Source organism: Paraburkholderia bryophila (genome assembly GCF_003269035.1).
Classification (GTDB): Bacteria; Pseudomonadota; Gammaproteobacteria; order Burkholderiales; family Burkholderiaceae; genus Paraburkholderia; species Paraburkholderia bryophila.
Genome location: NZ_QLTK01000023.1, coordinates 59,372 through 84,782 on the forward strand (window position 1 = coordinate 59,372; position 25,411 = coordinate 84,782).

The 25,411-nt window shown below is 64.8% G+C and carries 19 protein-coding genes; 5 read left to right on the plus strand and 14 right to left on the minus strand.

Features of this window, described 5'->3' with window-relative positions; genetic code table 11:
• Window positions 1-68: 68 nt before the first annotated feature.
• A complete protein-coding gene (locus BX591_RS26395; RefSeq protein ID WP_111934264.1) occupies window positions 69-779 on the minus strand; it encodes a hypothetical protein in 711 nt (236 codons plus the stop codon).
• A 519-nt stretch (window positions 780-1,298) separates the two neighbouring features.
• Between BX591_RS26395 and BX591_RS26400 the strand changes: the two genes are divergently transcribed.
• On the plus strand, window positions 1,299-2,123 hold the full coding sequence (locus tag BX591_RS26400; protein WP_244147020.1) for an alpha/beta fold hydrolase: 825 nt from the start codon (window positions 1,299-1,301) through the stop codon (window positions 2,121-2,123).
• Between the two features lie 143 nt (window positions 2,124-2,266).
• Here BX591_RS26400 and BX591_RS26405 read toward each other — a convergent pair whose 3' ends face one another.
• From BX591_RS26405 to BX591_RS26420, 4 genes are read right to left on the minus strand one after another with little or no spacing between them, the layout of a single operon-like run.
• On the minus strand, window positions 2,267-3,232 hold the full coding sequence (locus BX591_RS26405; RefSeq protein ID WP_111934265.1) for an HlyD family secretion protein: 966 nt from the start codon (window positions 3,230-3,232) through the stop codon (window positions 2,267-2,269).
• Between the two features lie 56 nt (window positions 3,233-3,288).
• Window positions 3,289-3,489 (minus strand): DUF1656 domain-containing protein, encoded by a 201-nt coding sequence (locus BX591_RS26410; protein ID WP_111934266.1) that lies wholly within the window; start codon window positions 3,487-3,489, stop codon window positions 3,289-3,291.
• Window positions 3,473-4,972 carry an efflux transporter outer membrane subunit gene (locus tag BX591_RS26415; RefSeq protein WP_111934267.1) on the minus strand — a complete coding sequence of 500 codons (1,500 nt, stop codon included), beginning with the start codon at window positions 4,970-4,972 and terminating at the stop codon, window positions 3,473-3,475. Before BX591_RS26415 ends, BX591_RS26410 begins: the two co-directional genes overlap by 17 nt.
• Window positions 4,969-7,146, minus strand: coding sequence for an FUSC family protein (locus BX591_RS26420; protein WP_111934268.1), 2,178 nt, complete (start codon window positions 7,144-7,146; stop codon window positions 4,969-4,971). The genes BX591_RS26415 and BX591_RS26420 overlap by 4 nt, the downstream gene beginning before the upstream one ends.
• A 255-nt stretch (window positions 7,147-7,401) precedes the next feature.
• Between BX591_RS26420 and BX591_RS26425 the strand changes: the two genes are divergently transcribed.
• Complete coding sequence (locus BX591_RS26425; protein ID WP_111934316.1) at window positions 7,402-8,322, plus strand: LysR family transcriptional regulator; 921 nt, start codon at window positions 7,402-7,404, stop codon at window positions 8,320-8,322.
• 9 nt (window positions 8,323-8,331) lie between these two features.
• Here BX591_RS26425 and BX591_RS26430 read toward each other — a convergent pair whose 3' ends face one another.
• The 3 genes from BX591_RS26430 to BX591_RS26440 form a co-directional block, all read right to left on the minus strand.
• Entirely contained in the window at window positions 8,332-11,355 is a 3,024-nt protein-coding gene (locus BX591_RS26430) for an ATP-binding protein (RefSeq protein WP_111934269.1), read from the minus strand.
• Between the two features lie 271 nt (window positions 11,356-11,626).
• Window positions 11,627-12,166: a DUF3331 domain-containing protein gene (locus BX591_RS26435; protein ID WP_111934317.1), complete on the minus strand. Its 540-nt coding sequence runs from the start codon at window positions 12,164-12,166 to the stop codon at window positions 11,627-11,629.
• A gap of 44 nt (window positions 12,167-12,210) precedes the next feature.
• Window positions 12,211-13,203 carry an MBL fold metallo-hydrolase gene (locus BX591_RS26440; RefSeq protein WP_111934270.1) on the minus strand — a complete coding sequence of 331 codons (993 nt, stop codon included), beginning with the start codon at window positions 13,201-13,203 and terminating at the stop codon, window positions 12,211-12,213.
• 207 nt (window positions 13,204-13,410) lie between these two features.
• Between BX591_RS26440 and BX591_RS26445 the strand changes: the two genes are divergently transcribed.
• The 3 genes from BX591_RS26445 (at window position 13,411) to BX591_RS26455 (ending at window position 18,320) form a co-directional block, all read left to right on the plus strand.
• Window positions 13,411-13,893: an FAD binding domain-containing protein gene (locus BX591_RS26445; RefSeq protein WP_111934271.1), complete on the plus strand. Its 483-nt coding sequence runs from the start codon at window positions 13,411-13,413 to the stop codon at window positions 13,891-13,893.
• 272 nt (window positions 13,894-14,165) lie between these two features.
• The gene (locus tag BX591_RS26450) at window positions 14,166-15,080 is read left to right on the plus strand and encodes a helix-turn-helix transcriptional regulator (protein ID WP_111934272.1); all 915 of its coding nucleotides are present in this window, start codon (window positions 14,166-14,168) and stop codon (window positions 15,078-15,080) included.
• A gap of 243 nt (window positions 15,081-15,323) precedes the next feature.
• Window positions 15,324-18,320 (plus strand): ATP-binding protein, encoded by a 2,997-nt coding sequence (locus tag BX591_RS26455; protein ID WP_111934273.1) that lies wholly within the window; start codon window positions 15,324-15,326, stop codon window positions 18,318-18,320.
• Here BX591_RS26455 and BX591_RS26460 read toward each other — a convergent pair.
• The 6 genes from BX591_RS26460 to BX591_RS26485 all read right to left on the minus strand — a co-directional run bounded on the left by BX591_RS26460 (window position 18,310) and on the right by BX591_RS26485 (window position 25,374).
• Window positions 18,310-20,085 (minus strand): FAD-dependent oxidoreductase, encoded by a 1,776-nt coding sequence (locus BX591_RS26460; protein ID WP_111934274.1) that lies wholly within the window; start codon window positions 20,083-20,085, stop codon window positions 18,310-18,312. The genes BX591_RS26455 and BX591_RS26460 overlap by 11 nt on opposite strands.
• A 70-nt stretch (window positions 20,086-20,155) precedes the next feature.
• Complete coding sequence (locus BX591_RS26465; RefSeq protein WP_111934275.1) at window positions 20,156-21,694, minus strand: alginate export family protein; 1,539 nt, start codon at window positions 21,692-21,694, stop codon at window positions 20,156-20,158.
• Window positions 21,684-22,631, minus strand: a complete 948-nt coding sequence (locus BX591_RS26470) for a glyoxalase (protein WP_111934276.1) — start codon at window positions 22,629-22,631, stop codon at window positions 21,684-21,686. Before BX591_RS26470 ends, BX591_RS26465 begins: the two co-directional genes overlap by 11 nt.
• Window positions 22,632-22,743: 112 nt before the next feature.
• Window positions 22,744-23,016, minus strand: a complete 273-nt coding sequence (locus tag BX591_RS26475) for a DUF1427 family protein (RefSeq protein WP_111934277.1) — start codon at window positions 23,014-23,016, stop codon at window positions 22,744-22,746.
• Between the two features lie 26 nt (window positions 23,017-23,042).
• Entirely contained in the window at window positions 23,043-23,684 is a 642-nt protein-coding gene (locus tag BX591_RS26480; RefSeq protein ID WP_111934278.1) for an HD domain-containing protein, read from the minus strand.
• A gap of 220 nt (window positions 23,685-23,904) precedes the next feature.
• Entirely contained in the window at window positions 23,905-25,374 is a 1,470-nt protein-coding gene (locus tag BX591_RS26485) for a mechanosensitive ion channel family protein (RefSeq protein ID WP_111934279.1), read from the minus strand.
• Between the last annotated feature and the right edge of the window lie 37 nt (window positions 25,375-25,411).

A 25,411-nucleotide genomic window follows, 5' to 3' on the forward strand; every position in this document is an offset into this window, starting at 1 on the left:
GTCCCCTGTCGATTTTTCAGGTCGGCAAGCGCCGTTAGCGGCGGCGGCGCGCGGCTTGAGAGAACGACTCAGGCTTGCGTGTCGACCATGCCGGTTGTCTTGCCGGAGGCGAGCATCAGTTGGGCGAGCTCGGAGGTGGCCATTTCAATGGCGGAATTGATCGTCGACACCTGACTTGCCAAGCTGCTCACACGAACTTCCTGAGCGCTGACCTGAACGTCGTTGTCAGCCGATTGCGTCGAGCTGGCGGATTGGCGCGAATGCCTGGTCTGCGCGGTTTGCGCGGATGCGTCGGCTGAAGCGCCACCGCCGGACTGAATCGCCCCGATCGACTGGCTGCCTTGCGATTGCGAGCCGTGCGATGTTTGCGATCCCTGTGCTTGCGACATTTGCGACTCCACCGCCGCGAGTTGCGCCTGCAGCCGCTGGATCAGTTGCGTGAGTTCCTGCATTTCGAATTCCGTGGCGCTCGAGCTGCTGGACGCCCCACCGCCACCACCACCACCGCCGCCCTTGCCTTTGGCATGTGTGGTCGAACTGCTACCACCGCTACCCGACGACCCGGATGCCGCCGAAGTCGACGTCGCGCTGCCGGACTGAGAGCCGGACGAGCCCGACGAGCCCGACGAAGTAGCGGACGTGGCAGCGGACGTAGAAGCGGAACCCGCCGCGGCAGAGCCCGATGCATCTGCATTCGCCGTAGTCGCCGTAGTCGTCGCGGCCGTTGCGCCGCCGTTGGTTTGCCAGGCATTGAGGCTGGTCGCGCTGGTGATCTGCATCAGCACACCTCCTTTAAACAGGTCGATTCGTCGGAAATGGGCAAGCCCCGACGGACTGCCCCTCAATGTATAACGGCAGCGCGCGGCACAAACTTTAGCGCCGCCTCAGCAAGCCTCGCACAGCCACGGCCGCGCCTCGCCATCAACCCGCCGCCGGGGTCGTTCCGCTCCGATTCCCCCACAGGCTGGCCTCCAGTTCCGTTAAGAAGAATTAAGCATTCTGAAGTTCAACACAGCCAGTCGCGCCGTAGGATTCAACCTGTGATGTCGCACGACGCACACGTCAGAACGGCACACCGATCGACAACACAAGAAACAACACAAGACTGGAGAATCACTTTGGGCCACTCATCCGACACGCCGTCGGCGCAGCGCCGCCAGCTACTCATGGCCGGCGCCGGCGCAGCAGGTGCCGCCGTCGCTGCCATGGCAGCACCGGGCGCCGCCATGGCAGCGGCATCCGTCAGCAACACGCACACAGGCAACTCGTCCCATTCACATCACGGAGAGCGTCACACCATGAACTACGTCACGACGAAAGACGGCACGCGAATCTTTTACAAGGACTGGGGCACCGGCACGCCGGTGGTGTTCTCGCACGGCTGGCCGCTCGACGCCGATGCATGGGACCCGCAGATGCTGTTCCTGGTGAACAAGGGCTATCGCGTCATTGCCCACGACCGCCGCGGTCACGGCCGCTCGGACCAGCCGTCGCACGGTAACGACATGGACACGTACGCGGACGATCTGGCCGCGGTGATCGACGCGCTCGACCTGAAAGGCGCAATGCTGGTAGGCCACTCGACGGGTGGCGGCGAAATCGCGCATTACGTCGGCCGTCACGGCACTGCGCGTGTCGCGAAGATGGTGCTGATCGGCGCCGTGCCGCCGATCATGGTCAAGACCGAAAGCAACCCGAACGGTCTGCCGATGTCGGTGTTCGACGGCATTCGGGCGGGTGTCGCGAGCAACCGCTCGCAGTTCTATAAAGATCTTGCGGTGCCGTTCTTCGGCTTCAACCGTCCGAACGCCAAGATCGAACAAGGCACGATCGACGAGTTCTGGCGCGAAGGCATGCTCGGTTCGATCAAAGGCCAGTACGATTGCGTGAAAGAGTTCTCGGAAGTGGACTACACGGCCGATCTGAAGAAGATCGACGTGCCGACGCTGGTGCTGCACGGCGACGACGATCAGATCGTGCCGATCGACCAGGCCGGCCGCATGTCGGCCAGGATCGTCAGGAACGCCACGCTGAAGGTCTATCCGGGCGCACCGCACGGCATGTGCACCACGGAAGCCGACAAGGTCAACGCCGATCTGCTGGCGTTCCTGCAGCAAGGCTAAGGTCAGGTCCGACGCCGACGGCTCGATCAGCCGGACAGCGCCCAAGGCTAAACCATCGTTCGGCACCGTTCGGCTGCACCGCAGCCGGCGGTGCTGAATCGTTTCTCAGGCCGTGATCGATCAGGCGCCGGGCGTTCGAAGGTTCACGATGAATGACCGTCTTTCGGCCTCAGCGTGACCGTGCAGGTCATGCCCATCGCGAGTTTCATCCCGGCCGGAATGTGGTCGAGATGCACCCGCACCGGCACGCGTTGCGCAAGCCGTACCCACGTGAAGATCGGATTGACGTCCGCGAGCAGATCGCCATTGCTGGTCGGATTGTCGCGATCGGCGATCCCGCTCGCCAGGCTATCGACGTGCCCAAGAATCTCTTCGCCGCCCGACATCAGCCGCACCACCGCCCGATCGCCGACATGCACGTGCGGCAGCTTGGTTTCCTCGAAGTAACCGTAGACCCAGAACGAATGCGAGTCGATCAGCGCCATCCGCGCGCTGCCGGCCGTGGCGAAATCGCCCGGATACAGATTCAAATTGGTGATGTAGCCGTCGGTCGGCGCGTGCACTTCGCTGCGCGCGAGGTTGAGCGCTGCCGTCTGCTGCGCGACCTGTGCCGTCTTGACCTGCGCCTGGGCCGCGCTGTAAGCGGCGACGTCGGCGGCATACGCGGCGGCCGACTGCTTCGCGAGCGACGCCGCGTCGACACGGCTTTCGTCGGAAATTACATCGCCCGCCAGATTGGCGCGCCGCGCCGCCTGCGCACGCTTCATCGCGAAGCCGGATTCGCTGCCGGCCATCTGCGCCTTGGCCTGCGCCACCTGCGCCTGAGCGCGCAGCAGATCGGCATCGGCCTGCGCCACCGCGTAGTGGAAACGCGCCGGATCGAGCACGAACAGAATGTCGCCCTTGCGCACGAACTGGTTGTCTTTCACCCGCACTTCGCTGACGAGTCCGGATACGTCGGTGGCGACCTGCACGACTTGCGCGCGAACCCGGCCGTCGCGCGTCCACGGCGAAAACATGTAGTCGAGCCACAGCAGGCGCACCAGCAGAATCGCCACGACGAGAAGGGTAAGCGTGAAGGCTGCACGCAGCAGGGATTGCGTTTTCATGATCGTGGCCGGACGTAGGCGGTCGGTGAATTCACGGAAGCGTTTCGGTTGCGCGCTTATTGCCGCAATAACAGCGCGATGCCGCTGAACAGCGCGGCGAACAAGGCGATACGGAAGAGCCCCGGGTGCCACGCATAGCGATAGACGCCGAGCCGCGCCAGCACCAGATCGAGCAGGAAGAACAGCAGCGCGCAGCCGACCAGAATCGGCAGCAGACCCGGCACCAGCAGCGAGAACAGATCAATTTCGCCCGGCATCGCCGGCTCCTTTCGACACCTCGTCGGTCGTTGCGGACGCGAACCCGCCGCCCAGCTCTTTCATCAACAGCGCCCACGCGTCGAGGCGTTTCGCCTGAATCTGCGCGAGGCTTTCCTCCTGCTGCAACTGCTCGTTCTGCGCGGCCAGCACGTTCAGAAATTCCGTGATGCCGCTGCGATAACCGGTATCGGCCAGCCGGAACGAGCGGCGCGCCGACGCGAGCGTGCTTTCCACCGACGCCTGCTGCTGATCGAGCGAGCGTAGCGACACCACCTGACTCGCCACGCCCTGCATGGCGTTCACCACGCTCTGGTTGTACGAATCGACTGCGGCATCGCGCGAGGCAACCGCTACGCCGTATTGACCGCGCCGTCGTCCGCCGTCGAAGATCGGCAGCGAGATCGCCGCGCCGACGCCGTGTCCCATGCCGTCGCTATTCAGAAAATTGAAGAAGCCGCCGAAGGTCGCCGCCGAGCCGAGCGACGCCGTGGCCAGCAGGTCGATGTCCGGATAGAAGTTGGCGTGCGCGGCATCGATGCCCTTATCCGCTTCGAGCACACGCCAGCGCCCCGCCACCACGTCCGGGCGATGGCCGAGCAGGTCCACCGGTAGCGACGCGGGCAACGCGACCGGCACGCTCAAGGCGAGGCTGGGACGGTGCAGCGTGTCGCCGTAGCCCGGTCCTTTGCCGGCCAGCCCGGCGAGGCCAAGACGGGTCAATGCAAGCTGCTGCTGCGCCTGCTGCACACGCGTCGTGCTCGTCGCGAACTGGGTGGCGGCCTGGCTGACTTCGAGCTGACTGCCCACGCCCGCTTGCCAGCGGCGCGTCGCGATGTCGAGGGTGTGCTGCTGCTCGTCCTGCATCGCGCGGTAGACGTCCAGCAACGCGTACTGCAACGACAACTGCACATAACTGCGCACCACGGCGGTCTGCAATTCGAGCTCGGCGAAGCGCGCGTCGGCGGCCGTCGCATGCAGATTGTCGAGCGCGCCTTCGCGAAACGCGCGGTTTTTGCCCCACAAATCGAGGTCGTAGGAGAGATCCGCCTGAATGCTGTTGCTCCACACCGTCGTGCCGCCCGGCGGCGCGGGTGTCGTGTAGCGGGCATAGCGGCGGCGTTCGAAACTGCCGTCGGCATCGAGTTGCGGCAGTTCGGCCGCACCGGCGATCTGTAGCTGGAAGCGCGCCGCGTCGATCCGGGCTTCGACCGCGCGCAAGCCGGGATTGCCGGCGGTGGCGTCCTGCACCAGTGCGTCGAGCTGCGGGTCGCGCCACTGTTGCCACCAGCGGTCGGTGGGCCACTTCGCGTCCTGCTGGGTGGCGCGCAATGCAGCGCCTGCATCGAGCGACGCCGGGTCGATCGGCGACTCGCGGGGATGGATGCCGCCGCTGTCGATGCACGCGCCGAGCAGCGGCGCACACGCGAGCGCTACCACGATCGCTCGCCATCTCGTCGAGTTGAACAGCCGACGCGTGTTCATGCTGCCGCTCCCGCGGTTTGCCACAGCCACACAGTATCGTCCTGCAAGGTCAGTTCGGTGAAGTGCAGCAACGCGCGCATCCGGCAATGCGCGAGCATCGCGGCATCCACCGTGTCGGCATGCACCATCGGCAGCACCTCCAGCGCGCGCCGCGTCGCGGCCAACGCGGCTTGAGCGGCCGGCGGCGCCGCATTGCAGAATAGCTCGGCGAGCGCCGCCAGCCACGCGTCCTGCGCGGCGGGCCAGGCGGACGGCAACGTGCCGCCGAGTCGTTCCGTATCCAGCCGCATCTGGATCATCGCGCGGCCAATCTCCAGCGCGGCGAACGCCCAGCCGATCAGACGATTGCGATCCACGCGCGGATCGACCGGCGCCGCCGCGATCTGGATGATGAAATCGCGCAGACTCAATTCGAAACTGTAAAGCAGATCGTCGAGATCGTCGTCACGCGCACTGTCGGCCACCAGCGCGCGAATCTGCTTCAGGTACTGTGCGGAAATCCAGTCGCCCGCGCGCGGCACGATGATCGAGAACGCGACCGCTGCAGCGGCGATGCCGACCAGCAGCGCAAAGCCGGTATCGAGGTAAGCGCTCGGGTTATAAACCGTCGGATTGGAAATGCTGACGATGAAACAGAAATAGATGCAGAAGCCGAGCCCGAGCACCGCCGTCCTCGCGAACGAATTCACGTAGCTGCCGACCATTACGAAGATCGCGATGGTCGCCGCGAGCAACGGAAAGTTATCGAAGCGCGGCAACAGAAAAAAGTTGAAGCCGAAGCCCGCCAGCCAGCCGGCCATACAACCGCCGAAAATCTGCCAGCTCACCACCGCCGGGTTCGGCACGAGCGCGAACAGCGCACTCGTAATCGCCACCGCGACGATCGCACTCGAGCCGTTCACCCACCCGGACGCGAGCCACGCCGCGCCGACCGCGAGTACGGCGATCGCCGCGCGCGCGCCGGCCACCAGCGCCGCCGTGCGGTTGGCCGTGGCACGCGTCCGGCCGATCCGGCTGAGCGCCTGAAACACCGACAGGCTCCACGACTGGCGGTCTTCGACCCGCGCGTCGACATAAGCGCGGCACAGCAGGCGCAGATCGGCGATCGAAAAGAACAGCGCCGCGCCGGTGGTCGCCGCGAACTGGCGCTGCTGCGGCGCGTGCCCGTCCAGCGACTCAAGCAGGCGCTGCAAGTGCGCGGGCAGCGCCTGTTCGAACGCGTCGAGACGGGCCAGCATGGTCTGCACCTGGTCGAGCGCGACCGGTTCCGCGAGGCGCTGGTCCGGCACGATGGCGAGCAGGTCGCCGAGCAGTTGGTCGACGACCGCCCGCACGCGCGGACCGGCTTCGGCGGCGACCCGGACCTTCAACTGATGCAGCGCGTGAATCCACGCCACGGTATCGAGAAAGCTCCGGTCGAGATCGAGAAACAGGTGGTTGTGCAAACGGATCGACGGATCTTCGAAAACCGCGCCGCTGCGCAACGTTTCCACGCCTGCCCGCTCGCGGATCAGGTCGAGAAACAGGTCGAACCCGGCAACGGCGGCCGTGCGTTCGAGCACGGCATGCAACGCATTCAACAGATGCGTGAAGTTGCGCTGGCTGGATGCGTAAAGCGCGGGCGTGACGCGCTGCGGAAACACCGCGGCGCTGATCACGCTCGAGCAGACCACGCCGATCACCACTTCGCTTACGGTGAACACGACATTGTCGAACACGCCATAGGGATTCGACCACGCGGGCATCGCGGTGATCGCGGTGCCGTAGCCCGCCAGCACGAAACCATACGACTGGAAATTGCGGTAGTACGACGCGCCGAACACGCAGGCGCCGATCCACGCCGCCAACGCGAGAAAGAACAGCAGCGGCTGCTGCGGGAACAATGCGATCAGCACGAGCCCCGCCAGACTGCCGCACACCATGCCAAGCCCGCGATAGAAACCACGCGCGATGACCATGCCGCTTTGCTGATGCATCATCACGATCACGCACGACACCATCGCCGTGCCCGGCGTGCGCAGCGCCAAACGCATGCACAAACCCATCGCCAGCGTCGCGGCCAGGGCGACCTTGACGATGTGAAGCAGGCGCGGGGCGTCGTCGCTCCAGTACGCCTTCCACTCGCCGCGCAGGCGCGGCGGGACCGCGCCGTCGGCATCCGCGGGCGGGGTCATAGGGCAGTCGTCGAGCGCTGGGTGAGCATGGGTGGAGGGCCAGGAAGTCCGCGAGATAGCCGGGCGCCGTCCGGCGGCCGCAATCTGCCAAGGCTAGGCTAGCGCGTCAAAAATGTCCTGAACGGGACTAAAAAGACCTTAATGAATCGGGCTCCGGTGCGCAAATAAAAAAGCCGCGCCGGTCGTTGGAAGCCATTAGCGAAACGACCGGAATCCAGTATGCTGGCGTACTTCACGCCCCTCCCGCCGTTTGCCATGAATCTCTCTTTCGAAGTGCTGCAGGTGCTCGACGCCATCGACCGGACCGGCACCTTCGCCAGTGCGGCCGAAACGCTGCACAAGGTGCCGTCGTCGTTGACGTATCTGGTCCAGAAGCTGGAACTCGATCTCGGCGTCAAGCTGTTCGACCGCAGCGGCAGGCGCGCCATGCTCACGCATGCCGGGCGCGTGGTGGTCGAGGAAGGGCGCCGTCTTCTGCAGGCGGCGGAAGACCTCGAATGCAAGGCCAAGCGCATCCAGCACGGCTGGGAAACCGAACTGCATATCGCGGTCGACGAAATCATCCCGTTCGACCTGCTGTGGGATCACGTCAGCGATTTTTACAAGCTGAAACTGGACACCCGCCTGCATCTGTCGAAAGAAGTGCTGGGCGGCTCGTGGGACGCGCTGCTGACACGTCGCGCGGACCTGGTGGTCGGCGCGGCGGGCGAGCCGCCGGCGATTCCCAATCTGATGGCGAAGCCGATCGGCTCGTTAAAGCATGTCTTCGTGGTCGCGCCGGATCATCCGCTCGCGTCCATGCCGGGCCCGCTAACGCAAGAGGTGGTGGCGAAATATCGCGTGGTGGCGATCGGCGACACGTCGCGCAAGCTGGCGCCGCGCACCATCGCGATTGCCGAAAACCAGGAGGTCATGACGGTCCCCACGCTCGAAGCGAAACTCGCCGCGCAGATCCGCGGTCTGGCGGCCGGCACGATTCCGGAATGCCTCGCCGCCGAGCCGCTGAGCCGGGGTGAACTGGTGCAGAAGGAAGTCATTGGCATGCGGCACACCACGCATTTTTATCTTGCGTGGCGCGGCGACGAAACGGGTAAGGCATTGCGTTGGTGGGTCGAGCAACTGGACCGGCCGGACCTGATCGACGAGGTCGCGCAACAACGCACCATGCACGGCTGAACAGGCGGCCTAGTCGCGCTCTACAACGTTGCTTCGAGCCGGTTCGTCGAATGAATCCATTCGGGTGCGGGGAATTCTGGCGGAAGGGGTCGAGCCGGTAGAGGCATTGGAGACCGCAGAGGCAGAAGCGCCGCCCTGCTCGCCGGCCGCCGCCGAAGCGATCAGCAGCACCGTGGTCGCGGCCTTGAAATCGTCCCAGTCGAGCCCTTCGGTCAACTTCGCACACGCCGAACTCAGCAACCGTGCGGCCTCCGCACTACGACCTTGCGCGTGCCACAGCGCGCCCAGACTGGTCGCCGCGCGCAGTTGCAACGAACGGCAGCCTTGCGCAAGCGAATCTTCCAGCGCCGCGATCAGACAGTCCTCCGCATCCCGCGCGACGATCTCCGGCAGCGGCGCGCCCGCCTGCGTCATCAGCAGCAACTCGCCGTGAATACGTCTGAGCTCGCCGGCATACCAGTGGTCGCCGGCTTCGTCGCAGCGCAGCAGCGCGCCGGTCACCGCGGCGACGCCCTCGTCCCGCCGACCCGCGCGGCCAAGCGCGAGACTGTACTGGCCGATCAGCATCGCGCGCGGCGCGCCGAATTCGAGCGACTCGAGATGCTCCAGCGCGACACGGAATGCATGCAGACGCTCGGGGCTGACGTCGTCCAGCGAGCGCAGGTATTCGCCGAAACAGCGGCAACAGACTTGTGCAACGTTCAAGCCCGCGTGCGTCGCGACTTCGTGCAGCAACGCGAGCGCCTGCGCTGCGCGTTCGCGCTTACCCGATAGCAGCGTGAGCGGCACCAGCGCCTCGACCAGTACGTAGCATTTGCCGATTGCCTGTTGCTGATTGCACGCATCGACGACGCACGCCTCGGCGTGCCGCAACGCCTGCTCGCGCCAACCCTGCAACCACAGCACGCGCGCCAGCGTCGCGCGGCCGACAACGCCTTGATCGACCGAGCGACCGAGCGGCAGACCATGCCGCGCGCTATCGCAGCGCAGCAGCAGTTGCTCGATCGACGCACGCGCCTGCTGCTGATCGCCCGCATAGTGCGAGGCGATACCCAGCACCCGGTATGCGAGCACCGCGTTGCCCGCGTCGCCGGTTTCGGCCGCGCGCGATGCGAAGCGCTTCGCGAACGCCAGCGCATTGCGCGCCGCGCCGGACGACTGGCTCGCGTTCCACATGCCCCACAAGGCCCGCGCCTCGAACGGCGCATCGCCGAGCGCGATCGCCGACGCCAGAATCTCGGACCAGAGACCGAGCGTTTCGCGATTCGGTCCGTTGACGTAGACCAGCGCCGCGCCGAGCGCCGCCTGCAGTTCCATCCGAACCCGCAGATGGTGGGTGGAGCGCGAGCCGTAGTGCGTGGACGTGACGGCGTCGAGCGCCCGTCGCGCCCACATGCAGCATTCGTCGACCAGCGAGAGTTCATAAAGCAGAAAGACAGTCTTCACGGCCAGCGTCTCGGCGAGTGCTTCATCGCCTTTGGGCGAGAGCGCCCAGCCGAGCGCCGCGCGCACGTCGTCGAGCAGCGCCCGCATGCGCTGATACCAGGCGTCCGGGAACGCGTTCGACAGGTCCGCGCGACCCTGCGCCTCGCGCTCCAGCAAACTCAGAAAGTAACGCGCATGCTGCAGCGTGACGGTGCGCCGCTCGCCGTTGTCTTCGAGCTTCTGTATCGCGTAGGCTCGCATGGTCTCCAGCAGGCGATAGCTGGCGCGGCCGCCTTCCACGCGCGTGACCACCAGCGATTTTTCGACCAGTCCCGAGACGGCGGCGATCACGTCGAGTTCGCGCATCGTGTCGTCGCCGGCTACCGCGATGGCCGCTTCCATCGTGAAGCTGTTAACGAAGATGCCGAGCCGGCGCAGCGTGGCGCGTTCGGCGTCGTCGAGCAGCGCATGGCTCCAGTCGAGCGTCGCTTTCAAGGTCTGATGGCGCGGCAATGCCGTGCGATTGCCGCCGGTCAGCATATTGAAGCGGTCGTCGAGATGGCCGGCCAGCGTCTCGATGCCGAGTATCGCCGCGCGCGCCGCCGCCAGTTCGATCGCGAGCGGTATGCCGTCGAGACGGCGGCATACCTCGCCGGTCAAATGGATGCTTCTCTCGTCGGACGAAAAGCGCGTGTCGATGGCGCGGGCGCGCGCCAGGAACAGTTCGACCGCACTGCATTGCAGCACCTCCTGACTGGGATCGTCCTGCGCCGGCACTTCGAGCGAAGCGACCCAGTAAAGATGCTCGTCGGCAACGCGCAGCGGCTCCCGGCTCGTCGCCAGCACGCGCAGTGTGGGGCTCACGTTCAGTAGCGTCTCGGCCAGTTCCGCGGCCGGCCCGAGCACATGCTCGCAGTTGTCGAGCACGAACAGCATGCGCCGCCCGGCGATCTGCCGGGTGATAGTGGCAAGCGTCAGGGGACCCATCGCCGGCGTGACGCCGACGCTGGCCGCGAACGCGGCCAGCACCCCGCTCGCGTCGGTAGCGCTAGCCAGCGAGATCAGGTAGACGCCATCGGCAAAAAGCGCGAGCAAGCCGCGCGCGACCTCGACCGCGAGACGGGTCTTGCCGATGCCGCCCGAGCCGACCAGCGTCACGTGGCGACCCGTTGCCAACGCGAGCGCAATGTCGTCGAGCGCTTGGTCGCGACCGATCAGCGGCGAGTAGCTGCCGGGCAGGTTATGCGGAGTGGCGCGATCAGGGGTGGCGCGCTCGGCCACCTGTTCTGCGTGGTTCGCCTCGTCGAGCGTTTTCGGGGCGCGGCTCTGCAGCAACCGGTAGCCCCGGCCGGACACCGTGCGAATCAGTCCGCGACTTTCGCCGAGCATCTTGCGTAGTGCCGACATATGCACTTGCAGATTGTTTTCCTCGACGATCGCATTCGGCCAGACGGCCTTCAGCATCTCGTTCTTCGACACCAGTTCGCCGTTCGCGGCGATCAGCACGGCCAGCATATCGAACGCGCGGCTGCCCAGCCGGACGGGCTTACCATCGGCGAGCACTTCCCGGCGTTCGAGATCGACCAGAAGCGAACCTATGCGAATCATTACCTGAGTTCCCTGGCGCAACGAATGGAGGAAGAACTGAGGAATGCCCGCTCAGCGTTGCGTCCCCGAAGTCTAGAACATCGGCTGCAATGGATGCGCGGAAAAAACTGAACGTACGATTCAAAAAATTTGTACTAAGCGCGCACTGCGCGGGCGACTTGCAGGGGGTCGACACGCGGGGACCCGAAGCGGTTGATCGATTGCGAACGCGGGTGGGTGAAGCAAGCTTGAGGCACGGTAGGCGCGCTGAAAGCACGTTGCGAAGCGCCGCTTACGCGCTAGCCGGCGCGCCGCTCGTCAGTGCCACCTTCATGGCGGGCAGTTGCTCGACCACCGAGGCGAGAATCATCGCCGCGGCGTTGGCCGGAATCGACGCACGCACTCTCGGCTTGTAGATCATGTCGTCGCGGCGAATCACCGCGCCGCTCAACGCGCAACGTCCTTTGAGCCGGGCGCGGCAACTGATCCACACCTGGTCGGCGTAGCGGCAGCGCGTCGCGTCCTGCCACAGTACCGCGATGGACGACTCGGACAGACGCTCCACCACTTCCACCTGAACGTGCGGCGACAGTGCGTAAGCCGCGCGCCGCGAAGCCGGTCGTAGGAGGAAGGCTTCACCCGCGCCTTCGCCCTCGCCTTCGCTCCGGTCGATGCGACACAACGCGTGGATCACGTGATTCCATACCGACACGCCAGCGTCATGGAAGGCTGCGCCACTCTGCTCGTAAGAGGCCTGGCACGCTGCCTGGCAGGCACCATTTGCTTGCAGCGCCTGCTGCCGGACCGCGACCGAAACCGTTTCCGTTTTCATTTGCCGTTCTCTCGAAGTGATGAAAGACGAATCCGACGCCGCCATCATGGCGCAGGCGCGGCTTCGTAGTTGACCGGTACCCAGTCGTACGTCGTGCCGTTCTCTCTGACATGCCCCAAGCCCGGAAAGGCAATGTGCGCGGCGCCGACCAGATAGTGTCGGTCGGCCGCGAGGTTGAGCGCGTAGCGGCGCGAGCGCTGTGCCGACGCCGCGTCAGTGTCGTACTCGACGGTAGCCGCAGGGTTCTGCAACTGGATCGATGCCACATGAATCACATCGCCCCAGACCAGCAGATCCTTCGCGTCGCTGTCGACAAGATACGCCGTATGACCCGGCGTATGTCCGGGCAGCGCGATGGTGTGAATCCCCGGTTCGAGATCCGTATTGCCGCTGAAGGTCTTGAAGCGCCCAGCCGCGACGTAAGGCGCGACGGACGCGACCGCCGCATCGAAAAAGGTGCTGAGGAAGCTCGGCGCGGTCAGTTTGTTAGCCGGATTCAGCCAATAGTCCGCTTCAGCCTGGCTGACCCGCACGAGCGCATTCGGAAACACCATCGCGCCGTTGGCGACGATACCGCCCACGTGGTCCTTATGCAGATGCGTCAGCAACACTTCGTCGACCTGCTCGGGTTGATAACCGGCGGCGCGCAAATTGGCCAGCATAGGGTCGCAGCAATCGCCGTACAGCACGCCCGCGCCGGTGTCGATCAGAATCAGCTTCGAGCCGGTGTTGATCAGAAACGCGTTGATCGAACCTTGCACGGGCGCATGCAGAAAATCACGCTGGAGGTCACGGGCAATTTCAGCTTTCGGTACGCCTTCAACGACCGTATCGATCGGAAACGGATGCGTGCCGTCCAGCAACGCGGTCACTTCAAACTGGCCGACCATGATCCGGTAAAAGCCCGGTGCCTGGTTTCGGACCTGCGGCGCGGCGGCCGACGCGGCAAGCGGCCAGGCGCTCACGATCACGCTCAATATCACGAGGCACCAGGCCTTTGCCTGGTTCGATCGCGCGTGCCGGATCGGCTTCTTCATTACGTTCCTGTGGGTTGTCTCAACGGTGAAAAAAGCATACGACGACGCGTCCGTAACCGTTGCTAATTTTTATTAATTGTCCTGAGCCAGCGGGGTTTTCAGGCGGTTTTAACCCCGGTTTCAGTTCATTGATGACAAAATAAAACCCTGTCCGACGCGCTGAAGTTCGCGTGAGCGCAAAGCCGGTCCGATACCTTTTCGCTTCGACTGCTCTGGTACCGGAACGAACCCGACGCGGCCACGCTCGCCTCATTGTTGACGGACCGCGAAGGCCGGCATCACCATGCTTCGATCGCGCCCGGCGAACTGTCGGCGCATTCGCTTGCGCACCTGCGGCACGCGGCCGCCGCGCATCTGCCGCGTGCGCTGTCGCAACTGGTCGCCGCCACTGGTGCGCCGTTCCTGCAAGCCATCGCCGACGTGCTGAGTCCGTCGTTCGCTCAAGGGCGCGTCGCGCTAGTCGGCGACGCGGCCTGCACGCTGCGGCCGCATACGGGCTCGGGCACCTCGAAAGCCGCCGACGACGCCGTCAGCCTCGCGCAAGCACTCGACCCGGCCACGGCCACGGCGACGCCCGACATACGCCAGACGCTCGCCGACTGGGCCACGGCACGGCGCGCGGCGCTCGAACCACTGCGTCTCAAAGGACCACGGCTAGCGGAGTCGTTCGGTCTTGGGTCGCCGTCATGACGCGACCAAGGGCGTCGGCGCGGATAGGCGCTCATTGCAAAGACCGACGGCCTTAACAACGACATCCGCGGCATTGCACAGCCCATTGCGCGCCGTTTGAAAGCCGACTAAAGGTTTATTGAATTGCACACTGGAAGCGCGCCGAAAATAAATATTTAACATTTGTCTTTTTCCGAGATAATCGCGCCACCACACCGACTTTCACCCTCCATGATTTTGGCCAGACGCAGCGAACTGACAATCTGCCGCGCGACAAACAGAGGTGACGGATCATGCTCAACAACGCAGACATTTTCACCGCCACGGCATCCCGGCAAAAGGACTCGCTCGGATGTGTTTCAAATCAGTTGCATAAAGACCTGGAACTGCACACGGGCGAGTTCACGTTTTATCGTAAATGCCGGCGCGAACAGAACACCAGCGAGGTCGCCACGCCACCGTCGGACCGCGGCTTCCTGATCGGCATTTCGCTGACGGCCGGCCACCGTCGGCGGATCATGTCCGGCAATCGTTCGACCCTCCACGACTTCGAAGAAAACTCGGTCTACGTCCGCAACTTCGAAGACGACTATCGAGCCGATCTGCACGGCGCATTCGACTTCGTGCTGGTCGAGCTGTCACACGCATTCGTCACGAACACCTGCTATGAGCGCGGAGGTTCGGCGATCAGCGGCTTCTCGTCTCTGCTGGGCAAGAAAGATCCGCTCTTCGGTCACCTGGCGCAGGCGCTTGCGCTGACCCTGGACCGCCGTAGCGAGGCCAGTCCGCTGTTTGTCGAGCAACTGGGCGTGGCGCTCGGCACGCATCTGATCGACCGCTATGGCAAGGTCGCGAACGAGTCGGACAAAAAAAACCGGCGCCTCTCGAGCGTGCAGGAAACCCGCGCGAAAGACATGCTGCTCGCGAAGACGCAAGGCAGCATCTCGCTCGAAGAAATCGCCAGCGCGTGCAATCTGTCGCGCAGTTATTTCATTCGCGCGTTTCGCGAGACCACGGATCGCACGCCGCATCAGTGGTTGCTGGAACGGCGCATCGATCGCGCGCGCGATCTGCTGAAGCATTCCGACGCGCCCTTGTCGGAGATCGCGATTGCTTGCGGCTTCGCCGATCAAAGCCACTTCACCCGCACTTTCTCGCAGCTAATCGGCGCGCCGCCCGGCACGTGGCGCCGCGAGACCCGCAAGTAGCGCGCGGCACGCTTCGGCACGCGTCGATCGACCTGCTTCGATCGGACCGACTTTAGTCAGACGAGATTGCGGCCGACCGCGGACAGGACTTTCTTACAAAGCATCGTACTTACATACAAGACGTGGAGGTTAGGCCAGGGTAACGTCGAGCCTGCCACACTCAGCCGCCCCGCCCGTCCAGTTCCACCGGCGCTCCGCCGTGTTTCCCATGCACGCCCCCTATTCCTGAACCTGAAAAAAATCATGATCGAAATAGGCAGCTTCCAGATTGATCTGGACATGCGCACTTTGCGGAAAAACGGCGAGGTCGTGCATGTCGGGTCACGCGCTTTCGATATTCTCGCGGTCGTCGCCTCCGCCGGCGGACGCCTCGTCACGAAAGACGAGCTGATGGACACGGTATGGCCGAACACGGTCGTCGAAGAAAACAACGTTCAGGTCCACCTGTCGGCGCTGCGCAAAATCCTCGGCCCGGACCGCGATCTGATCCTCACCGTGCCCGGGCGCGGCTACCAGCTTCTGCAACGGCGCAAGCACGCGAGCGCCGCCCAGTTCGCCGCGCCGGTGAGCAACGCGCGCAGTCTGCCGCCGTCCAGGTCCGGCTTGCAGGGACGTGACAACGCAGTCCGGCAGATTCGCGCGATGCTGCCGCAAACGCACGTCCTGACCCTGGTCGGCGCGGGCGGCATCGGCAAGACGAGTCTCGCGCTCGAAGCGGCGCGCCACACGGCGGGCGACTTCAACGAACCGGTGAGTTTCGTTGAACTGGCCACGTTGAGCACCGAGGGCGACGTGCTCCGCGCAATCGCCGAAGCCTGCGGCCTCGACCTGCCGGAGCCGCCCACCGTCGCGCAGCTGGCCGCGGCGTTCGACCGGCAACTCAGGCTGCTGGTGCTCGACAACGCGGAACATGTGATCGGCGCGATCGCGACCATCGTCGACGCGATCGTGGCCGGCAACGACCTGCTGCGCGTGCTGGTGACGAGCCGCGAACCGCTGCGCATTCTGCCCGAGGCGATCTTCCGGGTCGATCCGCTCGACGTGCCGTTACCGCAAGCGGGCGCGGCCGAGATTCTGCGCTGTTCGGCGGTGAAGCTGTTCCTGCAGCGCGCCAATTCGCTGCAAGGCGCGATTGGCGCGGACCCGGAAGAACTGCGTCTCGTCGGCGAAATCTGCCGGCGGCTGGACGGCATTCCGCTCGCGATCGAACTCGCCGCCGCGCGCGTCGTCGCGCTTGGCGTGGAAGGCGTCTACCGGCGGCTGGACGACCGCATGGCGATCCTGGCGGGCGGCTACCGCACCGCGCTGCCGCGCCATCAAACCTTGCGCGCGACCTTCGACTGGAGCTTCGCGATACTCGACACCGACACGCGTACGCTGTTCCGCCGTCTGGCGATATTCGGCGGCAGCTTCACGTTCGAAGCGATGTGCGCGGTTGCCTGCGACTCGGAGCATTCGGTCGCGAACGCGATCAGCGCGATCACGGAGCTGGTGGCGAAATCGCTCGTGAACGTCGAGTTCGACGGCCCGGTGGCGAAGTACCGCCTGACCGAATCCACCCGTGCGTATGCGTTGGAGAAGCTGGTTGCCGAAGGCGAGTTGCAGGCCATCACCTCGCGTAACGCCCGTCATCTGTCCCGTTGCTTCCAGGCACAAACGGACGAGACCCAGCGCAACCACGCCACCCATCCGCAAGACCGCCAGCAGACGCTCGCCGACGCGCGCGTTGCGTGCGACTGGGCCTTCTCGCCCAAGGGCGATGCGCGCGTCGGCGTCGAACTGGCCTCGAATCTGGTCACCGCGTTGCTCGATGCGGGCCTGATCGAAGAGTGCTGCACCCGCGCCACGCAGGCCGTGGACGTGCTCGACGCTCTGCCCACCGGCGCCGTCGATACCGCCAGCGACATGCGCGTGCGCGCGGCACTGGCGTCGGCGTTGCCGTATGTGTGCGGACCGGTTGCCAAAGCGGCACAACTCTGGCGCGACGTGCGCGCACGCGCGGCCGCGACCGGCGACCAGGCCGTCCAGGCACACGCGCTATGGGGCTTGTGGAACACGATGCTGTCGCTCGGCGACATCAATGAATCGATCGACGTGGCGAAGCAGTTCCAGCAACTCGCCGCCCAGCACGGCACACCGTGGCAGAAGATTCTCGCCGACCAGATCGGCGCCATTTCACAGCATTGTCACGGTGAGCACGCGCAGGCCAAGGCTGGACTGGAGCGCGTCAGTCAACGCATCGTGCAGTTACGGCGCGACGCGCAAAGCGACGGCTGCTTCGCGGTCGATCCCGCGGTGTACTGCAACGGCACGCTCGGCCGGATCGCCTGGCTGCAAGGCGACCCCGACGCAGCCACGGCGCTGATCGACACCGTAATCGAGACGATCCGTCCGGACACGCTCGAACCGTCGCTCACGCATGTACTCGGTGCAACGGTGATTCCGTTCGCGCTGATGTCCGGAGATCTGGCGCGCGGCTCGCGCTATATCGACATCATGCGTTCGCAGGCCGCGCTGCACGGCTTCACGAACTGGCTGGACTATTGCGATTGCCTCGCCGCCTGTCGCGACATTCTCGAAGGACGCGCCGTGCAAGCGCTGCCGGTGCTCGAGACGCGGCTCGACGCGTTGATGTCGCGCGGTTTCCGGCGTCTGATCACGCCGTTTATCGTGGCGTACGCCGAGGCGCTGATCGACCAGGGCCGCGTCACGGAAGCCACCACACAACTCAACGACGCGCGCGACTTTTGCCGCAGCAACGGCGAACTGTTTTTCCTGCCGGAAGTCTTGCGGGCACTCGGTGTCGCGGCCCAAGCCGACGCAGCGCGGCACGCGAAAACCAGCGATGCCTATGCGGCGAAAATCGCGACCGCGTTCGCGTGCTTTTCGGAAGCACTGCAGCTTGCCCACGCGCAGGGTGCGAAGATGTGGGAGCTGCGGGCGTCGACGGCCATGGCGCGTTTGCTCGACGCACAGGGCAGCGCGGCAGAAGCCGTCGGTATGCTCGCGCCGCTGCTGGCCGAGTTGCAACGCGCCGCCCGCACTTCCGATGCGAAAGCGGCACAGCTGTTACTCGGCAAGCTGCGCAAACGCAGCGGCAAGAACAGCACGATGAACAACGCGAAAAGCGTGGTGAAACCCGTTCGAAAAGCCGCCGGCAAGAACGGCGAAAAAGCCGCCTCGCGACGTCGTCCGGTGGAGAACAACCCGCCGCCGGTCCGTTCCTCTATCACTGACTGAACACCGGCAGGTCAGCGTGAATGTCCTCGCGCTCACGCCGGCTCAGATACGCGTGAATCTGGCTCACCACCGCCGCGCCGTCGCCGACGGCGGCGGCCACGCGTTTTGCCGACTCCGAGCGCACGTCGCCGACCGCGAACATGCCCGGCACGCTGGTTTCGAGCGGAAAACGCGCGCCAGCTTCCGGCGCGAGCCCGTGCTGTTCGCTGCGAGCGAAGCCGGTGACAACGAAGCCGCGGTTATCGAGTTCGACACCGCTCGCGCCAAGCCAATCGGTCTTCGGGTCCGCGCCGATAAACAGAAACAGATGCCTTGTTTCGATCGTCTCGTCGATCGTCTCGCCGCGCTGCTCGTCCTCACGGCGAATCCGCAACTGCGTGAGGCCCGCTTCGTCGCCATCGAGTCCTTGCAGCACGCAACGCGTACACAGCGTCACGTTGGGCAGCGAACCGATACGGTCGATCAGATACCTCGACATGCTCGACCCCAGGTCCGCGCCGCGAATCAGCACGCGAATACTGCGCGCGAAGTTGGCCAGAAACACCACCGCCTGGCCGGCCGAATTGCCCCCCCCCATCAGCACGATGTCCTGCCCCTTCACCAGCTTCGCTTCGATGGTCGACGCCCAGTAGTAGGTGCCGCGTCCTTCAAAATTGTCGAAGCCGGGTACCGACGGCTTGCGGTACGCCGCGCCGCTGGCCACCACGACCGTGCGGGCGCTGATGCGCTGTCCGTCGAACAGCGACAGCACGAAGAGGTCATCCTGCCGCTCCACGCACAGGACCTTGCCGGGAATCGCCAGATGCGCGCCGAACTTCAGCGCCTGCTGGAACGCGCGCGCGGCGAGCGCCTGACCGGAAATGCCGGTCGGAAAACCGAGGTAATTTTCGATCCGCGAACTGGCGCCCGCCTGCCCACCCGGCGCGCGTTGATCGAACACCGCGACCGACAGGCCCTCGGTCGCCGCATAGACGGACGCGGCAAGTCCCGCCGGCCCCGCGCCGACAATCGCGACGTCGTACACATGCGAGGGTTCGAAGGTCGGCACCAGCCCGAGGCACGACGCGAGTTGTGCTTCGTCCGGCGCGCGCAGCACCGAACCGTTGGGGCAGAACACCAGCGGAAAATCCCCGGGGCCCGTGGTCATGCCGCCCAGCAGCGTGATCGCATCGGGATCGCTGCGGGCGTCGATCACCATCGCCGGATATGCATTGCGGCGCAGAAAGCCTTGCAGTCTGACGAGTCGCGCATCGTCGCCATTGCCGACGATGATCGGCCCCAGCCCCTGCTCGATCAGCCCGAGCCGCCGCAGGATCAGCGCACGCATGATGTGCTCGCCGAGTTGCGCGTCGGCGACGATCAACGCACGCAGCCGTTCCGGCTCGACCACGAGCGTCTCGACCTCCGTCAACGCGATGCCGTCGATCAACGCCGGCTTGCCGGAAAGCTGCGCCATCTCCGCCATGAAATGGCCGTCGTCGTGCTCGGTGACGAGCGTCGCGCGGCCGAAACTGTCGCGCGACTCGATCCGCACGCGCCCATGCAACAGCACGAACAGGCCGAGCGCCACGCGCCCGGTCTCGAAGATCAACTCGCCTACCTTGAACGACATCGGCCGGGCAAAGCGCCGCAGACTTTGAATCTCCGCCGCCGACAGGCGCGGAAACATCTGATGCTGCCGGTATTCCAGCGAGGAAAAAGGAAACTCGAGTTCCGACGGCACGGCGGCTGCTGCAGCGACGTCGGAAAAATCCGGGGTGCTCATGACATGACCTCTTCTAGCGCGTCATCGTGACGACGGATTGCACATCACGCCGCGGTTGCTTTACCGCCCTTTACCAGCCGAACTTGAATTCGGCACCGATATAGTCGGCATTGCGCGCGCCCAGATCGCGCAACGACGGTCCCACCTGGAAATGCACCGCTTCCACGGCCGCAGTGAGATTGGCGGCGACCGCATAATCGGCGCGCAACTGCGTATAGAAACCGGTCCAACTCGTGCCGCGACCCGCCGTGCCAGGTACGACCGCCGAGCCTTGCTGATAGACGGCGTCGGCGGTGGTCTCGCGCCATTGCAGACCCACGCCCGCGAGCAGCGTCAGCTTGCTGTTCGGTTTGAGCGTCAGCGTCGGCTTCACGTGAACCAGATTCGCGTAGCCGGTGTAGCCGGCCAGCGCAAAGTAATAGCCGTTCGGAAACAGCGGATTGAACGTGCCGATGCGGCCGTCGCCCGGATGGTTGTCGCCCGAGGCGGCATCCACCTGCACGCCGAGACGCGGTGTCCACGGCGCGGCGGCCAGCGTGTAACCGGCCAGCGAGCCGACCGCCCACGCGCCGATCGTTTTGTTGCCCACCTGCCCGGACTGATACATGCCTTCGATGTCCCAGTCGATATGCCCGAGCGTGCCGGCATAACGCGCGTCGAACACGTCGCGATGCTCGTTGCCGGTGGCGTCGAGAAAGCGCGCGTTGTTGCGGTTGTAGCGCGAGTAATACGCGGACACGTCGCCCGGTCCGACGCCTTTACGCTCCACCCGTACACCGCTGAACGTCAGGTCACGGTTGGACACGTCGTCGAAATCCGAATTGTCGCGATACTGCACCGGCTGCGACGCGTATGCAATCCAGCGCCATGGACCGGTTTCATAGTCGGCCCAGATCGCGTCGAACGCCTGACGCACGTTCGGGCCGTCGCGCACGGAAATGAACCGCTGCAAGTCGAACGCCATTTCCTGCCGGCCAACGCGGAACTTGAACGTGCCCGGCCCGAGCGGTTCGGTGATCGCAACGAAGGCCTGACGCAAGTCGAGCGGATTCTTGTCGACCGGCGTGACGTTGTCCTTGCCGTAGGGTTGCGCGCTTTCGAACTGCGTGAAGATCTGCACATGCGGGCCGAGGCGCACGTCGGCATGCACTTCGAGCCGCTGCAGCAGATAGGTATCGTCATGTCCGCTGCCCAGACCGAAGAGCGGCGCGTCGTTCATTTCGATCCGCTCGCGCCACACCACGCCCAGCGATACGTAAGCGTCGGGATTGCCGAACAGCGGAATGTACTTGAGCGAATCGAACGGCTTTTTCGGCACGCACGGATTCGCCAGCACCGACCAGTTTTCCTGCCAGCGGTTGAACAGGATCGCCGGCCGCGCGCACGATGCAGCCGGCGCGGCGGCCGCCGTCACGGTGTCGCTACCCGCCGCGGTATCGTCGGCGCTGCCGAGCGCGGTATTAACCGCAGCCGCAGCCGCAGCCGGCAGCGCCGCCGCCAGCGCCGTGCCGAGCAGCAACGCCCGAGCCGCGTGCAACGCGCCGCGACACCCCCGGGTCCCGGCGTTGCGCGACGCCGGTGGAGGCTTGACGCCTACGTCACTGACCATCGTGCACTTCGGCAATGTATCCACCCGGGAATTCGAGCATCGCGGTCTTGCCCGAGCCGCTGGTGTAGGCCGGATACAGCACCTTCGCGCCAGCGGCTTGCGCGCGTTCGAGCGTTTGCGCGACGTCGGCGACCGCGTAACCGGTCGTCTCGCGTCCAAACGGGAACGGCAGCTTGCCGTCCGTCACGAACACGACCATGCGGCCGAACCCCGAGCTGAGATGAATCTCGCGGACCGTCTCGCCCGGACGGCCAATCACGCCGGCATCCGCGCGCGGATTGTCCGACACCACCTTGCCGTGCGAGAAGTGCAGCCAGCGACGCACGAAGTTATTCGCTTCGTAACGCGACACGTACACGCGGTTATCCGGCACGCTTTGCAGCGGCGCATAGTTCGGCGCCTTGGTGTGCCAGTAGAGTTGCATCGTCAGACCGCCCGGCCATTGAATGATGGCGTCCTTGCCGATCGGATCGTCGAACGAATCGACCAGCACGTCCGCGCCGGCCGCGCGCGCGGCCTTCACGGCCTGATCGATATCGGTGACGAGATAACCAGTGCGCTCATTGCCGAACGGATACGGCACCGGCGTTTCGAAACCGAATACCGACAGCATGCCGACCGGCGTCTGCACGTATTGCGACGCGGTTTTACTCGGCGTCGGCGTGACCGTGAACACGGCGCGCGGCGACGCCTTGCCGCCGAACGTGGCGATGAAGCTGTTGACGAACGCGTCGAGGTCGGCCTCGGCCACGTACACGTGAGTGGTGTCGTACTGCGCTGCGACCGACACGTCGGGGTGCTTCACCAGCGCGGTTTTTGCCCCCGGCACTTCCGCCGGACCGGCGTCGGCGAAGGCGGACGAAACCGGCGCGAAGCCGATCAGCAGCGCGGCGGACAGCAGCGCGAGAGGACGAAACCGATGCAGCGATTTAAACATTTGGATGACCCGATTGTGTTAGCAACGATTGAATGAACGGCCTCGGCACAAAGCGGCCGTTCAGGTTTATGGGCGGAGCGCGGCGAACGGAAAACAGCGCGCATGGGTGAATTCAACCGCCTTCTTTCGGCGCGCCCTGCGGGACCGTTTTTTGAACCGCGCCGCCGTTCGCCTGCGCGACCTGCGCTGTTTGCGGCTGGGTCTGGCTCTGCGTCAGTTCCTGTGCAAAGAACTGCGCCTTGACGACCGGTATCGCGTGCTCGCCCAGTACCATGCCGAGCAGGCCGGCGAGCGCGATTAGCGGCGGCGCCGGCGACTGCACTTTCAATAGCCAGTAAAGCAGTCCGACGCCGAAACCGACGCCCAGTGAAATGAGGTAGCCCATGCTTTATTTCCTTTCTAAAATCCGCGTCAATTCGACCAGTCCGAACCCAGCACCAGTCCACAAAAATTCAGCCGCCGATAGTTCGGATCCCACCGGTCCAGCACGTCGGCATTCACGGTTCCGTAAGTCGTCGCGGGACGATGCTCCATGCCGCGCGCGTACGCTTCGATCAGCTTCTTCTTGAAGCCGGATTCGCGCGGAAAAGCCTGCACGATGTCGTTGCGCTGCTGCGCGGTGAAATCGTCGTAGCGCTCGCCTCGCACGTCCATCTGCACACCGGCACTGATCATCGCGACGAGCGGCGACATGTACTGCGGAATGCCCGGCGTGGTATGCAACGCAATCGCCGTCCAGACTTCCTTGATGTCGCCCTCAGCCACGGCGTACTGCTGCAGAAACTCACGCGCCTCGTTCGCGCCGTCCACTTCGAAACGATGCGGCGAGCGTCGATACTTCAGGTTGAGCCCGGCGTTGTGAAACATCGCGCCGACGTACAGCAGTTCGGCGTCGAACTTCAGCCTGTCGCGATGTCCCGCCAACGCACCGAACAGAAACGCGCGCTGCGCGTGATGAAACATCAATTCGGATTCCATGCTGCGCATCAAATCGCTTGCTGCCTGCGCCACTACGCCATCGGGAATCTCCACGCCGGCAATGGTTTTTTTCATCTCAAGTCCTCCGTATGGGACGTTCCCGCCGTGGCGCGCTCCGGCGCTGACGGGGCGGCCTCGCCGCCAGGCTGGGCGGGACGAAACGAGGTCAGGTCCATTCCAATGCAGCGTAACGAATTAACCCCATTAAGACTTTGGTGCTTCCTTAAAAAGACTTAATCGATGCGACAGTTATGCCGAACCGATCCGTTCAAACCGCACGGGTCAAACATGGCCTTCACAACGTCAGCTCGTGGAACCGCCGCACGCCCTCGCGAATCCATTGCAGCAAGCCGCCCGGGTTGTCCTCCACGTCGTGCGGGGACGCCAGCAGCAATGCTTCGGTGGCGTGGTGCGCCGACAGCAGACGGCACATTTCCTTCGCCACGTCGGGACGCCGCTCGAGCACGGGTGTCAGCGCGGCCTTGTCGAGCCGAAACACGGTGGCATGCGTCATTGCGCGTACGATCACCGCCGTCCTGACGCCTGCCAGAATCCCCGACTGGCCGATCGAGTCGCCGGGCGCAAGACGGCGCAGCTCGACTTCGCCGCCGTCCTTCGAGACGATCGCCTTGGCCACCCCTTGCGCAAGGATGTGCAGTTCGTGGCCACTCTCGTCCGCAGCCGTATAGATGGTTTCGCCGACATCGAATTCGTGGCGGGTGAGCTTCGCGGCGAGTTCGCTCAGTTCGCTGTCTTCGAGCGTGCGGAAGATCAGCACATTGCGCAGCAGGCGCTGCTTCTCGGTCATGCCGCCGGCCGCCGGTTCAGGCACCGACAGCGGCTGCAACAGCACACCGCGCGACGCCAGATGCCGGTGCGCGAGATCGAACAGGTCGTTGCGCACCTCGATTTTTCTGGCGAGTTCGGCGACGTAGCAGACGATCTCGTACTCGATCGCGTCGTTGGTCGCGCGCCGCACGCTGACCACTGGTTTGGGATCGTCCAGCACGCCTTCGGCGCTCTGCGCGGCATCCGACAGCGCCGCCAGCACCAGAGCCGGCCGGATCGACGGCTTGACCGGCAGCACGACGCTGATGCCGTGCGTATGCGAGGGCTGATTGGCATTGACGATGTTGGTACGCGCCGCCACGCTGTTCGGGATCACGACGACATTGCCCTGTCCGTTCAGCAGGCTGGTAGCGCGCCAGTTGCTCTCGATCACCTTGCCCTCCACCTCGCCGATCGTGACCCAGTCGCCAATCCGGAACGGTTCGGTGGCGTTCAGCACGACGCCGGAAAACACGTCGTTCAGCGTGCTCTGAATCGCCAGCCCGAGCACGACGGCTAACGCGCCGGAGGTGGCGAGCAGCCCGCGCACCGGCAGTTGCAACACGAACGCGATCGCGCCGACCGCGGCCGCCAGAAACAGCAAGGCGCCGAACACGTCCTGGAACAGGCGCTCCTTGTACCAGCTTTCGGGCAGCACGGTGCGGTCCAGCACGACGGTCAACAGCCGCGCGCCCTGCAGCCACCAGACCACTTCCAGCCCTTGCGCGAACAGATGACGCAGCGGCTGATCGGGCCATGGCGCCGCGCGCAGCGGGTTCATGCCCGAACTGAACAGCACGTATGTCGACAGCGCGAACAGGAGCGCCCGGAAGGCGAGGCGCGCCTGATCGCTGGTGCGGATCATGAACCGCCACGCGAGAAAATCGAGCACCAGAATGCCGAGGCCGAACAACACACCGTCAGTCAGAGTCGGCATACAGATCCTCCCGCGCGGGGTGGGTGGAAGCGGTGAC

Bases quoted from the DNA above. Each gene is read 5' to 3' on its own strand.
- BX591_RS26395 (WP_111934264.1), bottom strand. From the start codon at position 779: ATGCAGATCACCAGCGCGACCAGCCTCAATGCCTGGCAAACCAACGGC.
- BX591_RS26400 (WP_244147020.1), top strand. From the start codon at position 1,299: ATGAACTACGTCACGACGAAAGACGGCACGCGAATCTTTTACAAGGAC.
- BX591_RS26405 (WP_111934265.1), bottom strand. From the start codon at position 3,232: ATGAAAACGCAATCCCTGCTGCGTGCAGCCTTCACGCTTACCCTTCTC.
- BX591_RS26410 (WP_111934266.1), bottom strand. From the start codon at position 3,489: ATGCCGGGCGAAATTGATCTGTTCTCGCTGCTGGTGCCGGGTCTGCTG.
- BX591_RS26415 (WP_111934267.1), bottom strand. From the start codon at position 4,972: ATGAACACGCGTCGGCTGTTCAACTCGACGAGATGGCGAGCGATCGTG.
- BX591_RS26420 (WP_111934268.1), bottom strand. From the start codon at position 7,146: ATGACCCCGCCCGCGGATGCCGACGGCGCGGTCCCGCCGCGCCTGCGC.
- BX591_RS26425 (WP_111934316.1), top strand. From the start codon at position 7,402: ATGAATCTCTCTTTCGAAGTGCTGCAGGTGCTCGACGCCATCGACCGG.
- BX591_RS26430 (WP_111934269.1), bottom strand. From the start codon at position 11,355: ATGATTCGCATAGGTTCGCTTCTGGTCGATCTCGAACGCCGGGAAGTG.
- BX591_RS26435 (WP_111934317.1), bottom strand. From the start codon at position 12,166: ATGAAAACGGAAACGGTTTCGGTCGCGGTCCGGCAGCAGGCGCTGCAA.
- BX591_RS26440 (WP_111934270.1), bottom strand. From the start codon at position 13,203: ATGAAGAAGCCGATCCGGCACGCGCGATCGAACCAGGCAAAGGCCTGG.
- BX591_RS26450 (WP_111934272.1), top strand. From the start codon at position 14,166: ATGCTCAACAACGCAGACATTTTCACCGCCACGGCATCCCGGCAAAAG.
- BX591_RS26455 (WP_111934273.1), top strand. From the start codon at position 15,324: ATGATCGAAATAGGCAGCTTCCAGATTGATCTGGACATGCGCACTTTG.
- BX591_RS26460 (WP_111934274.1), bottom strand. From the start codon at position 20,085: ATGAGCACCCCGGATTTTTCCGACGTCGCTGCAGCAGCCGCCGTGCCG.
- BX591_RS26465 (WP_111934275.1), bottom strand. From the start codon at position 21,694: ATGGTCAGTGACGTAGGCGTCAAGCCTCCACCGGCGTCGCGCAACGCC.
- BX591_RS26470 (WP_111934276.1), bottom strand. From the start codon at position 22,631: ATGTTTAAATCGCTGCATCGGTTTCGTCCTCTCGCGCTGCTGTCCGCC.
- BX591_RS26475 (WP_111934277.1), bottom strand. From the start codon at position 23,016: ATGGGCTACCTCATTTCACTGGGCGTCGGTTTCGGCGTCGGACTGCTT.
- BX591_RS26480 (WP_111934278.1), bottom strand. From the start codon at position 23,684: ATGAAAAAAACCATTGCCGGCGTGGAGATTCCCGATGGCGTAGTGGCG.
- BX591_RS26485 (WP_111934279.1), bottom strand. From the start codon at position 25,374: ATGCCGACTCTGACTGACGGTGTGTTGTTCGGCCTCGGCATTCTGGTG.